The 14444-nt window shown below is 62.0% G+C and carries 11 protein-coding genes and 1 other RNA gene; 10 read left to right on the top strand and 2 right to left on the bottom strand.

Going from position 1 to position 14444, the window contains the following annotated elements:
* Positions 1-149 precede the first annotated feature (149 nt).
* The 9 genes from ABWK72_RS20675 to ABWK72_RS20635 all read left to right on the top strand — a co-directional run bounded on the left by ABWK72_RS20675 (position 150) and on the right by ABWK72_RS20635 (position 10287).
* A complete protein-coding gene (locus ABWK72_RS20675; protein WP_367871475.1) occupies positions 150-1655 on the top strand; it encodes an AMP-binding protein in 1506 nt (501 codons plus the stop codon).
* Positions 1656-1764: 109 nt separating this feature from the next.
* Entirely contained in the window at positions 1765-3240 is a 1476-nt protein-coding gene (locus ABWK72_RS20670; RefSeq protein ID WP_367871474.1) for an acyltransferase family protein, read from the top strand.
* A gap of 61 nt (positions 3241-3301) precedes the next feature.
* An RNA gene (rnpB, locus tag ABWK72_RS20665) (RNase P RNA component class A) lies at positions 3302-3690 on the top strand.
* Positions 3691-3835: 145 nt separating this feature from the next.
* On the top strand, positions 3836-5959 hold the full coding sequence (locus tag ABWK72_RS20660) for a hypothetical protein (protein WP_367871473.1): 2124 nt from the start codon (positions 3836-3838) through the stop codon (positions 5957-5959).
* A gap of 99 nt (positions 5960-6058) precedes the next feature.
* A complete protein-coding gene (gene deoC, locus ABWK72_RS20655) occupies positions 6059-6982 on the top strand; it encodes a deoxyribose-phosphate aldolase (RefSeq protein ID WP_367871472.1) in 924 nt (307 codons plus the stop codon).
* Positions 6983-7172: 190 nt separating this feature from the next.
* Positions 7173-8600, top strand: coding sequence for an aldehyde dehydrogenase family protein (locus tag ABWK72_RS20650; protein WP_367875362.1), 1428 nt, complete (start codon positions 7173-7175; stop codon positions 8598-8600).
* Between the two features lie 86 nt (positions 8601-8686).
* Positions 8687-8995: a hypothetical protein gene (locus ABWK72_RS20645; protein WP_367871471.1), complete on the top strand. Its 309-nt coding sequence runs from the start codon at positions 8687-8689 to the stop codon at positions 8993-8995.
* A gap of 163 nt (positions 8996-9158) precedes the next feature.
* On the top strand, positions 9159-10016 hold the full coding sequence (locus ABWK72_RS20640; RefSeq protein ID WP_367871470.1) for an aldehyde dehydrogenase family protein: 858 nt from the start codon (positions 9159-9161) through the stop codon (positions 10014-10016).
* Between the two features lies 1 nt (position 10017).
* Positions 10018-10287 carry a hypothetical protein gene (locus ABWK72_RS20635; protein WP_367871469.1) on the top strand — a complete coding sequence of 90 codons (270 nt, stop codon included), beginning with the start codon at positions 10018-10020 and terminating at the stop codon, positions 10285-10287.
* 362 nt (positions 10288-10649) lie between these two features.
* Here the strand turns inward: ABWK72_RS20635 and ABWK72_RS20630 are convergent, their stop codons facing one another.
* Together ABWK72_RS20630 and ABWK72_RS20625 are read right to left on the bottom strand one after the other, a co-directional pair.
* On the bottom strand, positions 10650-13073 hold the full coding sequence (locus ABWK72_RS20630; protein ID WP_367871468.1) for a hypothetical protein: 2424 nt from the start codon (positions 13071-13073) through the stop codon (positions 10650-10652).
* A 275-nt stretch (positions 13074-13348) separates the two neighbouring features.
* On the bottom strand, positions 13349-13570 hold the full coding sequence (locus ABWK72_RS20625; protein WP_367871467.1) for a hypothetical protein: 222 nt from the start codon (positions 13568-13570) through the stop codon (positions 13349-13351).
* Between the two features lie 299 nt (positions 13571-13869).
* On the opposite strand from ABWK72_RS20625, the gene ABWK72_RS20620 reads away from it, so the two are divergent.
* Positions 13870-14433 (top strand): DUF1579 domain-containing protein, encoded by a 564-nt coding sequence (locus tag ABWK72_RS20620; RefSeq protein ID WP_367871466.1) that lies wholly within the window; start codon positions 13870-13872, stop codon positions 14431-14433.
* Positions 14434-14444 lie beyond the last annotated feature (11 nt).

Below are 14444 nucleotides of genomic sequence, written 5' to 3'. Positions count from 1 at the left end.
CCGGGGTTGCCAGAGCCGTTGGAAGTTGGTATTCCCTGACCGTCGCCTCCACCCCACCCCCAAACGTTAACGGAGTTGAATTGCGAAGGGCCCGGTCACCGGACTTGGCTTGGAGCATCCATCGGTCCCCCCCATAATTCCGATGAAAAATGCATTCCAATACCCCCCTCTTGGAAGGACCAGAAGCTCCGTTTTGGAGTCTTCTCCACCATAGTGCCCCCGCAGTCGTAACCGAAGACGGTCGCAACTGGTCCTATGCCGCGCTTCAGCGGCAGGTGGATCTTGTGAAAGGATCGCTGGATGCCCCGGCGAAGTCCCTCGTCTTCGTTCTCAGCGACCATTCGATCGGCTGCTTGGCAGGCTATCTGGCCTGTTTGCAAGCGGGCCATGCGTTGCTGTTGCTACCGCACGACATGGACAAGACGCTGCTGGAGCCGCTGGTGGAGATCTACCGGCCCGATTTCATCTGGTCCCCCCAGGAAATCGACCGCGAGCTACACGAGGATTCCGGTTTCGGCATGGACAAGCACCGGCTTTTCCGGGCCCGGGAGATGGGGGCGCATGCGCCGCTCTATCCGGACCTGGCGCTGATGCTGACGACTTCCGGCTCCACCGGGAATCCGAAGGTGGTGCGGCTGTCCTACGCGAATCTCCAAGCGAATGCGCGCTCGATCGCCGAGTACTTGCGGATCGATGCGGGCGAACGTCCGGTGACCTCGCTGCCGATTTACTATTCCTACGGCCTGTCGGTGGTGAATAGCCACCTTTTCGCGGGAGCCACGCTGCTACAGACCGGTAAGCGCCTGCGGACCCCGGAGTTCTGGGAATTCGCACGGACCCACGGGGCGACCTCGATCGCCGGGGTGCCCTACGTCTACCAGATCCTCCACGAGATGGGATTCGATGGTCGCGAGCTGCCCTCGCTGCGGACGATGACCCAGGCGGGCGGGCATCTGGATGTGACGCTGCAGGAGCATTTCATGAAGCTGGCCCGCAAGAAGGGCATCCGCTACTTCACGATGTACGGCCAGACCGAGGCCACGGCCCGGATGTCCTATGTGCCGCATGAGCGCGGCGCGGAAGGTGCCGGCTCGATCGGCGTGCCGATCCCCGGCGGGAGCTTCGAAGTGGTGGAGGGCGAGCTGGTTTACAGCGGCCCGAACGTGATGCTCGGCTACGCCGAGAACCGCGCGGACCTGGCGAAGGGCGACGAATTGCAGGGCCGCCTGTTCACGGGCGACATGGCGCGGATCGGCGAGAACGGCTTCTGCTATCTCGTCGGCCGCAAGAAGCGCTTCGTGAAGATCATGGGCCTGCGGATCAATCTCGACGATGTGGAGCGCCAACTCACGGCGCAGGTCGGGCGCAAGTGCGTGGTGCTCGGGACCGACTCCAATCTGGAGGTGGTCACCCCCGGTCACGGGCTTGAGGATGAGATCATCGAATTCATCCGAAAGACCTACCGGATCTCGGGCAAGCTGTGTTCGGTAAAGGTGGTCGCGGAGATCCCGGTGATGTCCACCGGCAAGGTGGACTATGAGGCGCTCAAGATCGCCCCTGCCGTGCTGCCGGAAAAATGCGGAACGGTGGTCGACTTCGCCGAAGAGGTCGCAGCCTTCGCGGCCGGCAATTCACCCATTGCCGAGGCCGTCTGAGATGCGGCAGAACGCCCGGCATGCCCCCCCTGATGGCGGGTCACTTGTCATTCCCTGCCGCATGCTGTTCTGATCCTCCCGGCTTTTACCTCCCGCTTCACCCCCACCCATGACTCCTCCTTCCAACGCGCTGCTAGCCGGCGATGCGCCATCCCACGGCGGCGCGGACATCTCCTATGCGCCAGGGCCGACGCCAGCGGTCGCAGCGGTCGCGCCGGCTTCCAAGGAGAAGCCGCCGGCCAAAGCCAAGGAGCGCTATGTGTATCTCGATGCCATGAAGGGGCTCATGATCCTCTGGGGCATCCCGGTGCATGCCTGCGTCGTCAGCCACTCGAAGTTCTTCAAGCTGGTCTCGGACATTTCCAACTGCGTGCGGATGGAAGCGTTCTTCATGATCTCCGGCTTCCTGACCTACATGCTGGTGAAGCGGTACGGGGCAGGCACGATCATGCGCAAGCGCACGGTGGCGGTGGGGCTGCCCTTGCTGTCGGTGGTGGCGCTTTTGAACCCCTTCACGAACTGGCTGATCCTGAAGTACAAGGGAGGAGCCGCCGTGCCGGGTCTCAAGGACTTCTTCACGGGCCAGATCCCGCCGGAGCTTTATCACGCGGACATTACCTGGGGCTGGCACCTTCACATCTGGTTCCTGGTGGTGCTGCTGACTTTGGCCTCCATGTCCGGGCCGATCATGACGGCGATCGACCGGGCGCTTGCCTGGTCCCGGCCGCGGCTCGCCCGCCTGCCGGACGAGGTGCTGCTATTCCTGGTCGCTCTGGTAGCGATCGGCTGCGTGGTCGCGGCCCGGATCGGCTACGAGGCAGCGGTGAAGCCTTACACGCACGAATCCTTCCACTATCTGCTGCGGATGGTGGGCTATTACTTCGGCTTCTTCGCACTGGGCATGGCGATGTATGCCTCGCCGCGGGTGCTGGGGATTTTCACCCGCTGCCACTGGATCCAGTTGTTCGTGAGCTGCGGCCTGCTGTGGGCGGCGCGGCTGTGGAAGAGCGGCTTCGCCGAGGGATCGCATTCCATCGCCAAGAAGATGGCCGAGCTCGTCAATCTGGCGGCCGAGGCCTATCTGGCGGTGATTGCCGTGGCGGTGCTGTTCACGTTCTTCAGGCGCTTCTGTTCCGGGACCGGGCGCACGATGTGGCTTTCGCCGATGCATTGGGTGCAGCTGGTGGCGAGCGGCGTGATGCTTTTCGCGGTGACCGGCCTGCAAGGCACGCTGCCGGCGGCACTGGCTCCGGGCCTGCTGCTGGGCGCGCAGGGTTACTTCTTCGTGATGGTCTGCCTGGTGATCTTCGGGCTCTTCGAGCACTTCAGCAAGGATCCGGGCAAGGTGATGCACTTCATCGTGGAGTCGGCGTTCTGCGTCTATCTGTTCCACTACCTGGTGATCTACCTGTGTGCGTCCTGGCTGCGGAATTTCATCGGCGATGATTTCACGCTTTCCTTCCTGGTGACCTTGGGGACGACGGCGGTGACGATGCTGATCTACGAGTATGCGGTGCGCCGGAATGGCGTGCTGCGCTGCTTGTTCCTGGGGAAATTGCCGAAGCGGGAGAAGGCGAAGGCCTGAAGCGGGACTTTCTTGGCACTTGGTCCTTTTCACTTGGAACTTTCCGCCACAGGCTGGCCGCGCCGCTCTCCGGGTGATCGCAGTCTTGCTTGCAAGGCTGAGGAAAGTCCGGACACCGCAGGGCAACGTGCCTCTTGAAAAAGGGGGACGGCAGCGTCAAGGCTGCCGGACAGACAGTGCAGCAGAGAGCATACCGCCGATGGCCCGCAAGGGATCAGGTAAGGGTGAAAGGGTGGGGTAAGAGCCCACCGCGTGTCCGGGTAACCGGCGCGGCACGGCAAACCTCGCGTGGTGCAAGACAGAACAGGGGAAGGGCTGCCCGCCCGTCGTATCTCCGGGTATTAGTCGCAGTCCGCGCAAGCGGGCCCCCGCGCAAGCGGGGAGAGAAATGATCGCCCAACTTCGCAAAGGCGGAGGGGACAGAATCCGGCTTACAGGAGAGCGGCCGCCTCCCCCCTTGGAGTTGTTAGATAGCAGCTCCGTCGGGACCAAGGATCGTTGCAGATCGCATCAAATCACCTGAGATGGATTCGTTCCTTGTCATCGGTTAGGGAGATCTTCAACTTCCCACCTCAATCTCCCCTTCTCCTCCCTCATGAGAAATCTGTTTGCTCCCTTGATGGCGGCGCTTGTCCTGATGAGTCAGGCCGGTGCCGAAGTCACCACGCATGACTTCAATGGACCTCCGACTGTCGGAATTCCCACCGATGTCCAGTGGCCCGCCCAAATTCTGGACACCGATTTCCTGACGAACGGCGAGTGGGCCGGGGATCTTTCGATCCGGAACAATCTGAACAACACCCTCTTCGTCGATGGCAACTATCTGGCGTCGGGAGTCGCGCCGGGGATCAGCGGCAAGGCGATGTGGGCCAACCCGCGCTCCGGCGAACCGCTGGGCGATCCCTACCTGGAGATCTATTTTGACGGCTTCTTCGCGGAGAACGGCGAGGGCAATCTGGTAGAGAAAGTGACCCAAGTGGCCTTTGACGTCGCCTGGGCCTCTACGGACGCGGAAGCGGATCTGTCGGTGCTCGAGGTCGAGATTACCGACTACGATGGCTACACGGAATACGTGTATGCCTCGCTGGATGAGACTTTCGATCATTCCTTAATCAGCGGGGGCGTAGGCCACGCCGGGCGTGTGGTGCTGGCGGCGAGCGAGGTCTCCAACATTTACCGAATCCAGATCAGCAATCTCGTCAACGGCAGTCCGCCGGGCATTACCGGCGAGTTCGCGATCGACAACCTGACCATCACCCACCGGGATTTCAGCGAACTGGCCGAGGTCTATCCGGTCTACAACGATGGCAGCCTGGCGTATGGCTACAGCACGAATTCGCTGAAGGGTGTGGGCCTCTTCGGTTTCACCGATGCGGTCTACAACGGGAGCGATGGTCCCGCGACTTTCTCGGTTTCCTGGAATGCGGAAACCCCGGGAATTTCCGGAGTAATGATGGCCTCCGGTGTTTCGATCGAGCCGGAGGAGACTTACCATGAGGCTTTCCGTTGGGAGGTGGACACCGACAGCGAGGCTTCCGGGCTTTTCGCGGGGGAATACACCGTAACCAACGATGGTGACAGCGGAGATCCGGACAATGCGGTGCACGTCGAGTTCCGGCTCTACGATCCGCCCGCGCTGAGTTCGAATGCCGGGACACCTCTGACGCGCAACGATCAGGTCAGCCTGTCCAACGAGGAGGCCGCCGGGCATCCCGGGGCGCTGAGGGCATCGGTGGAGGTGACGGCGATCCAGATCGGGAATCCGCGCTTCAGCCTTTCGAATATCAAGGTGGGTTCGCGACTCGACCCGGGCGGCCAATTGAGCGGCACCGTGAGATTCCCCGGCGGTGCCCCGGCGGGAACTTATACCACCCAGCTCCGCCTGAAGCTGAAGATGACCTCTACGGAAGACTACCTGAACAGTGCGGAACCGGTGGAGGATCTCGTCTGGGATCTCTCTTACACGGTGGGTTCAGCCAATACTGCGACCCAGACTGTGACGAATGGCCAGGACCTGGGTGCGGCGGAAATTCAGATCGCGGGAAGCGAGAGCGGAGCCGCGTTGATCGGCGGGACCTCGGAAGAGGATCAAGAGATCGAGTTGGCCTTCGAGCCGGATCCGCCCCAGCCGCTTCCCACGTCCACGGGCAGTGCGGTGACGGTGAACTTCGGGGTGGCGTCTCCGATTTACGTTCTGGAGCTTTCCTTCGGCGAGCTTCCCTCCGGCTATGCCGAGGCCGACCTGCGGGTGAAAGCTCTTAGCGGGGGATCCTGGGTGCCTGCGATTTCCTTGAATGGCAATGGCGGTACGCCCGTCACGGGCGCGAAGCCCTACGCGGGCTCTTATCTGTCCTATCTGGCCACCCTCGGAGGAGGGTCTTTGAATGCGGCGGATCTGGGTGCTTACGGAGTCGATGCCGCCGCGAACACGGTATGGATTGTCGTAGATTACTCGGGGTTGTTCCAGATTGCCCTTGGTTCGGCCCAACCCAACGTGCTTCCCGCAATCACCGGCATTTCTCGCGATCCGATCACGAAGGCAGTGACGATCAGTTACCAGTCTATCTCCGGGGTGACATTCACTGTCGAAGCGGGTACGGGCCTGGGCAATCTCAACCCGATCGGCACCACGCCGGCGGGAACCGGGTCGGTGATGCAGTTCATCCACCAGGCCGCGGGCGCCCCCGACAAATACTTCTACCGCTTCACGAATCCGTGAGGGGGAGAGGAGGCTGTTTCGGCTTCGCTAACACGGTGAAGCACGGGAAACCCTCGCTCCTTCCTTGCGAAAGCGGTGCAAATCCGCAAGCTAGCCGGGATGACCCGCCCGGCCTTGCGTCGCTTGTTGGATGAGATCGGTCCCGTCGATGCCGTGGGCATCGAGGAGCGGGTGGCGAAATACACGACGCGCAGCATCAAGAAGGGCTCGAAGGTTTTCGGCTTGAAGCTGGCCGCCTCGATGGTCGATCTGACGACGCTCGAGGGCAAGGACACGCCGGGCAAGGTCGCCTCGCTGTGCCGGAAGGCGCTGTCGCCGCATGAGGGCGATGTGCCGCGGGTGGCGGCGGTCTGCGTGTATCCGGCGATGGTGAAGCATGCGGCGAAGCATGTGAAAGGAACCGGCGTGAAGATTGCGAGCGTCGCTACCGCTTTCCCTTCCGGCCAGGCACCGCTCAAGACGCGCCTCGCCGAGGTCCGCCAGGCGGTGGCCGATGGTGCCGACGAGATTGACATGGTGATCAACCGCGGGGCCTTTCTCGAAGGCGAACTCGGGGTGGTGCAGGACGAGATCGTGCAAGTCGTCGAGGCCTGCGGCGAGGCGACGCTGAAGGTGATCCTGGAGACCAGCGAGTTGGAGACCTACGATCACATCCGCGCGGCGTCCTTCCTGGCGATGCGCGTGCTGCGCCCCGGCGATTTCATTAAGACCAGCACCGGCAAGACTTCCGCGAATGCGACACTGGGCAACAACCAGGTGATGATCGAGGCGATCCGCGACTTCTACCTGGCGACCGGCACCGAGATCGCGATGAAGCCCGCCGGCGGGATCCGCACCGCCAAGCAGGCGCTGCAATTCCTGATCGCGGTGAAGGAGACGCTGGGCGATGCGTGGCTCAACAACCGCCGCTACCGCTTCGGTGCCTCCTCGCTGCTAAATGATTTACTGAGGCAACTGGAGACGCAGCGGACCGGGGCCTATCAGGCGCCGTGGACTTTTAGCGACGATAGCACGGGCCACTGAGAAAATGACGAATTCAGAATTCCCGAATGCCGAATGTCTTGTCGCGTGCCGCGGGAAGAGGGGCTTTCCCATTCTTTTCTAACACTTCATTCGACATTCGAAAATTCGTCATTCGACATTCTTCCCCACCATGGCCGCCAAGAAGACACCTTCCCGCAATGCCCGTCCCCGCGAACTCTTGTTCGGCGATTTGTGGGAATACGATCCTGCACCGGAGTCGGCAGAGCCGTTCATCGAAGCGCGGTATGGGCTCTTCATCGATGGCAAGTATGTCGCGCCGAAGTCGAAGAAGTATTTCGACACGATCGCGCCGCGCAATGGCGAGAAGCTGAGCGAGATCGCGATGGCCAATGCGGCGGATGTGGATGCGGCGTATGCTGCGGCGGCGAGAGCGTTCCCGGCCTGGAGCAAGCTGCCGGGCAAGGAGCGCGGCAAGTATCTCTTCCGGATTGCACGGTTGCTGCAGGATCGGGCGCGGGAGTTTGCGGTGGCGGAGACCCTTGATGGCGGCAAGCCGATCAAGGAGTCGCGCGACTTCGACCTGCCGATGGCTGCGGCGCACTTCTTCTATCACGCCGGCTGGGCAGACAAGCTGGCCTACATCGCCCCGGGCCGGACGCTCGCGCCCTTGGGCGTGGTCGGCCAGGTGATCCCTTGGAATTTCCCGCTGCTGATGCTGGCGTGGAAGATCGCGCCCGCGCTGGCGACCGGCAACACGGTGGTGATCAAGCCGGCCGAGACGACTTCCATCACCGCGCTGAAGTTCGCGAGCATCCTGATGGACGCGGGCCTGCCGCCGGGCGTGGTGAACATCGTCAGCGGCGCGGGCGAGACCGGTGCTGCGGTAGTGAATCACCCGAGCGCGGCGAAGATCGCTTTCACCGGCTCGACCGAGGTCGGCAAGATCATCCAGCGGGCACTGGCGGGCACCGGCAAGAAGCTGACACTGGAACTCGGTGGCAAGGCGGCGAACATCGTCTTCGAGGACGCGCCTCTGGACCAAGCGGTGGAGGGCATCGTCAATGGCATCTTCTTCAATCAGGGCCACGTCTGTTGCGCCGGTTCGCGCTTGCTGGTGCAGGAGAGCGTGGCGGAGTTGGTGACGGACAAGCTGAAGCGCCGCCTTCAGGTGCTGCGAGTGGGCGATCCGCTCGACAAGAACACGGATGTCGGCGCGATCAATTCCTCGGAGCAATTGGCCAAGATCAAGGAGTTGGTGGCAAGCGGGGTGAAGGAAGGCGCGGAGCTGCATCAGCCGGCCTGCAAGCTGCCGACGAAGGGCTTTTACTTTGCGCCCTCGCTGTTCACGAACGTCACGCAGAGCCACCGCATCGCGCGTGAGGAGATCTTCGGGCCGGTGCTGTCGGTGCTGACTTTCCGCACTCCGGAGGAAGCGATCGAGAAGGCGAACAACACACCCTTCGGCCTGAGCGCGGGCGTGTGGACCGACAAGGGCAGCCGCATTCTCAAGATGGCCAGCGAGCTGAAGGCGGGGGTGGTGTGGTCGAATACTTATAACAAGTTCGACCCCAGCTCGCCCTTCGGCGGATATAAGGAATCCGGCTTCGGTCGCGAGGGCGGGAAGCAGGGATTGTTGGAGTATGCTTCCTTGGAATGAGGAGGCCAAACGTGGAGTGGGACTGGAATCGTGAACTCCGATTGGAATAGCGCGGAGAGGTGAAACGATGTGGGATCTTGGCCGCTATGGCACAAGTTCCCGAGAACAAGGCATCGCTGGGCTGCGGCACGCTTATCCTGATCGCGCTGATCGTGATGATCTTCAGCCGCGGCAATGACAGCCGCGACCTTTCGCGCGAGGTCCAAGGCCTGCGCAATGAGTTGCGACTCCTCGCCGCGCGGCCCTACGCTGGCCAGGAAGATGTGGCGCTGCGTCAGTCCATCGAGGCCCTGCAGCGCAGCGTGGATCAGCAGGGCAAGGAGATCTCGGAGCTGAAGGAGGAGGTGAAGAAGCTCGCTGCAGGTCCCGTCCCGACACCGCCGCTGGAGCGCTGACGGGAGACTTCGAAGTGGCGCGGCTCCCCCGAGTTGTGGAGCGAGTGTGCTCATCCGCGGTTCTGGAGAGCCGCGCTACTTCTTCTAAAAGCGCTGCATTGCCAGCGCGGGGCGGATTCGCTAGATGGGGACACGGCCACCGCCGCCTCCTTTCCCCATTTCCATGAGCCTTAAGATCACCAAGACACCCAAGTGCTACGTCGGCGGTGCATTCATCCGTTCCGAGTCCGGGCGCGTTTTCGAATTGAAGGATGCCAGCGGTGCCTTTTACGCGAACCTCCCGCGCTGCACGAAGAAGGACCTGCGCAACGCCGTGGAGGCCGCGGCCAAGGCGGGCGCGGGATGGGCCAAGCGCACACCCTACAACCGCGCGCAGATTCTCTATCGCCTCGCGGAGATGCTCGAAGCCCGCGCCGCCGAGATGGCGGAGGCGCTGATGCTCGATGGCACCGCGAAGGCGCAAGCGGAGAAGGAAGTCGCCGCGACGGTCGGCCGCATCGTCCACTACGCCGGTTGGGCGGACAAGTATGAGCAGGTGCTCGGCAGCGTGAATCCGGTGGCCTCGGCGCACTTCAATTTCACCCTCACCGAGCCGGTCGGGATCGTCGGCGTGCTGGCTCCCGAGGAAGCGCCGCTACTGGCGTTGATGACCCTGATCCTGCCGATGGTCACCGCGGGCAATTCCGTGGTCGCGCTCGTCTCGCGCAAGGCCCCCTACCCTTCCATCCTGTTAGGCGAGATGCTCGCGACCAGCGACCTGCCCGGCGGCGTCGTGAATCTCCTGACTGGCGACCGCAAGGAAATGCTCTCCACCTTCGCCACCCACGAGCACCTGCGCGCCCTCGCCGCGGTGGCGCAGGGCGATGAAGCCGTGACCTTGCAACGCGGCGCGGCGGACAGCGTCAAGCGGGTGAAGCTGCACGACCCGAAGACCGACTGGTTTTCCGAGAAGCACGAATCCCCCTACGCGATCCGTGACTTCACCGAGGCGAAGACAGTGTGGCATCCGGTGGGAAGCTGAGATGACCGCCAACACTCGCCTGAAGATCGGGATCGCGCTGGCGGTTGGAGGGAATCTCTTGTTCTTCACGAGCGCTTGGATCGCGTGGATGCCGTGGTCAGCAGGGTTCAAGGCGGGGCTGTGGAGCGTGCTGTTCTTCGCACCGGAAGCGGGAACGCTTGCGGGGGCGGCGGTGATGGGGAAGGAGAACTTCCTGCGCTTCAAGGCGACGGTCGCGGGGTTCTTCAAGCGACTTGGGAGGAAGAAGAAAGATGGGGACACGGAAGAGTGATCCCGGCGCGTTGCAGGGGCGGAAGCCCGGGGTCGGCGGTCGTACCGGGTCGAAAGAGTAGGCCGTTTGCAAAGGGGGCGCGTTCGCCGAGGTGGAGCGGAGGTTCCATTCTATCGCCGGATCTGGCAAGGCTTTCGGGGGATCAAGGAGAGATGGATTCGACATGGCGATCCGTGGGGAAAGCGCGCAGGAAAGCGGCGATGCTCGCCGCACTCCAAAGCGGCTGCGCCGCAAAAAGGGGGCATTGATGAACAGGCGGAACTTTTCCGCGGAGACCTTCAGCGAGTTTGACCGAGAGCCAAAGGGAAAGCCCGGCCGACGGAGAATCTCCGCCGACCGGGCACAAGCTTGCGAACGATGTCTTACTGGTTTTCCACGACGCGGTAGAAGTATTTCCCTTCAGTAGCCGGCATCCGCACGCCGAACTGACCGGCCTGCGGACCGAAGCTACTCACCGGGGTCCACATGCCCGGGCTGAGGTCGGGTGAGGACTCGACCGTATAAGAGACGTCTTCCTCCGCGTTCCAGACGAGGTTGAAGACCGGTGCTCCGGCGACCGGATGGGCAATTGCCGCTACCAAGCCGAAGGGCGGCAGCGCCGAAAAGTCGCCGTAGCTCATGCGCCAATCGATGATGTCGCTGTTCTGAACGTTACCACCGGTCCGGGCGGTGAAGCCGACGAAGGCTTGGCCGGTGCCATCGACCGCACCGATCTCGCCGAGGTCGACTTCCACATCCTGCATCACCGCGATCCCTTCGAAATACACGTCGATATGACCCGGTGATCCTGGAACATACACGATGCGGACTTCGTAAGGCTTTTCACCGGCGGCGGTGCCGAAGGTGAAGGGGAAGGCATCGACTGCGACCGTGCCGGGAAAATCGGGCAGGCCCTTCAGCACGACTCCCGGGGTATTGTAGGCCGAGACGGTTCTGAGTGGGTTGGTTCCCGCGAGCACCTGGATCTGGGAGGCATTCGCCGCATCGAAGCCGAAGCTCTTGAATTTGATGTTGAGCGCGTTGACCGGCAGTCCCGCCTCACCGTTGCCACTGGCATCGGTGCCAGCCGCGCTGTTCTGGATCACGAAGGCCAGTCCATCGGCAGGAGCGAAGCCGTTCGGGCTGTCCTGATTCATGCTCATCTTGAAGGTGGCCTCGAATCCGGTGCTGACCGGTTGCTTGAAGCGGAACCACGCTTCGCCCTTTTGCCCGCCGATGTCTTCGGTGAGGCGAAGCACGTTACCATCGAAGATCCCCGTAGAGCCCTTCAGGGAGAGTTCGTCACCGACCCCGCTGAAATCCGCATAATTGATCGTGTTCGTCGCGGGCGGTGAGATCACATTCACCGTGAAGGTATCCGTGGTAACCGAGCCAGCGGCCGACGTGGCGGTGAGCGTGTAGGTGGTCGAGCCGGGGGGTGGGGTCACCGGCACCGATCCGTCGGTGGCCGAGACGGCTCCGACTCCTTGGTTGATCGATACCGAGGCCGCGGCGACTACATTCCAAGAGAGCGTGAAGGGTTGGCCTTCGACCAAGATCTCACTGCTGCCGACGAAGGTATTGACGAAGGGGGACAGAGAGGCGCCCGGCAGGGGGATATCGTGCGAGAAGCGGAAGCGATCGGCGCTCGTCGGGTGGTCGAAGTTCACGTTTTCGATCAGGGTCCAGCTCAACTTGTCATCGCTTCCTTCCAGCGTCCACTGGATCGGGTCGCGGTCGGCCCCGTCGTTCGCCGTATAGAACGAGTAGGCGTCGAAGGTCTTGGAAGAACCGAAGTCGAAGATCACCGGGGCGTTGTTGAAATCGAGCCACTTGTTGCCGATCGCGTCGCCGTCGATCAGATTGGCCTGCGTTTCATCGGGCCAGGAATTACCGCCCGGATTTTCCGCGGCGGACACGGTGACCGGCGTGGCGTCGTTGGCGAAACTGAACTCTCCGAGCTGGACCAGACCGGTGGCGAGTCCGCTGCGCAACTTGGTCGCCTTGAAGCGGACATAGCGATAGGTCGCCTCCCCGCCGACGACGGACCTGAAGGCCAGCGAACTGGTCGCGGTATCCACGATTCCGGTGCGTCCCGCCGTGATGGTGTAGGTGGTGGTCGCATTTGCGGGAGGAATGATGTCGTCGACGAAACCCACGGTCTCGACGTCACCGGGTGCGGGCGAGATGGACACATCGTCGGCATACTGGGTTTCCCATAGGAAGGAGACGGGACTTCCATTCAGCACGATGCCGGCAGTCCCTTCGGACCCCGTGTTATACACGTCGAAGTAAAGAATCGCGGGAAGAATCTCGGCGGGAATGCTGAAGCCGGCCTGATAAGTGAGGTTCTGATTCAGGATCGGATAGTTGACCCGGGAATCGAGCAGATCCCAGGTCGTGCCATCGGCACTCCCGGCAAAATTCCACGATACCGGGTTGCGCGAGTAGCCGACGCTATCGTTGGCGGAGCCCCAGTTGTAGGCATCGATGGTCACCGCGGATCCGAAGTCGAAGGTCAGGGCCTGGCCTTCGCCAAACGGAGTTCCCTTGAACCACTTGGTGCCGAGATTGCCATCGCCCACTTTCGTCGGGCCTTCGTTTTCGGTCGGATTCTGATCGCCGGAAGTGATGGTGACGGGCAGTACGCCGACGCCGCTTCCGTTGCGGTTGTTGGAGTTCAGTACGGTTCCGTTGTGCGAGAACGTGAACTCCGCCATTTGCATGTTCGGATTGCCGTTCCAGACTCGCATCGTTTCGAAGCGGAAGTACCGGTAGGTCTTTTCGGCGGCGGACGCCGTTGCCATGCAGGCCGCTGCAGCAGTGACGACAATGAGGCGCCAGCAATTAGTCGGGGGTTCGGGGATTTTCATTCGATAACGGGGTTGGTCCTGTCAGGTGCCTTGTTAGGGCGCTTCGAATAACCCGGGGCAAAACCCATGGGGCATCGATGTATACCACGTGGGGAGGGACCGCCCCCGTTTAGTCATCTCGCAAAATCTTTCCAGAGGTTCTCCGCATGGTCGGAATCGCAATCCATGCGCGCCATCAATACATGCGCACCTCGCTACCCAAGAGGGGGTTACAGCATCACGTACCGAATCGCCGGAAGAGCGATCGCCCCGCTAAATGCATAACAAAACCACACCCGATCCCTATGTAAAAGCGTGAGATTCTCACGGCCTTCTTCATGGAAAGGAGCGATCACCACAGCGGCTAAAATGCCAAGACCCATGCCGCTGCTGATGCTGAGAGCAAGTGGCATGCCGAGAATCGCGAGAACCGGCAGGTGTCGCGATTTCACGGTGGCTCAGATTGATCTCCGCGACGGCGGGGATCGTGCAATTCACCACCAGGATATAGGCGATCGCGGCGAAGGTGGTGCAGCCGGCGGCGACCTCGCGCGCGGGGCTTGTGGTTTCCCGGAGAGGAGGAAGAGGCGATCGGGCTTGCTTGGGCAGAGGGGGCTAGCAAGGGGGCGGACCGCGGGAAGGATCGTCGTCGGAGCGGGCGCGTGAAAAATTCCAGAGGAAAGTGTCCCGGAGTTGCGCCACCGTTCGTCTACTCCTTGGACCCTCGAAAAACGCAAACCAAACCATTGAAATGAAAACCACCTCACTCCTCCGCCCTCTTTTTGCCGCCTGCGCCCTGGCGCTGGCGTCACACGGCCTGCATGCGCAGGAAATGCCAGAAATGCCGAAGCCACAGAGCGAGCACGCCTGGCTCGAGAAGTTCGCCGGCACTTGGGAAACCGAAATGGAATGCCAGATACCCGACAAAGAGCCGATCAAAGGCAAGGCGACCGAGACCGCCAGGATGCTCGGCGGCTTCTGGCTGACTGTCGAAAACAAGGGCGAGATGATGGGCAGTCCCTTCACGGGGATCATGACGCTGGGCTACGATCCGGCGAAGAAAACCTACATCGGCACTTGGACCGACTCGATGACCAGCATCATGTGGAACTACACCGGCACGGTGAATTCCGCGGGCGACACGATCACGCTTGAAGCCGAAGGCCCCTGCCCGATGCAGGACGGGAAGATCTGCAAATTCAAGGAGGTCATGAAGCTGACCGGCAAGGACGAGAAGACCTTCACCAGCTCCGTCCAAGGCGATGACGGCAAGTGGATGCAGATCATGAGCTCGAAATCCAAGCGCGTGAAATAAAAGTGTCCCGG

The sequence above is a fragment of the Luteolibacter sp. Populi genome, assembly GCF_040801775.1.
GTDB lineage: Bacteria > Verrucomicrobiota > Verrucomicrobiia > Verrucomicrobiales > Akkermansiaceae > Haloferula.
This window is presented reverse-complemented; position numbering and strand designations above follow the sequence as displayed.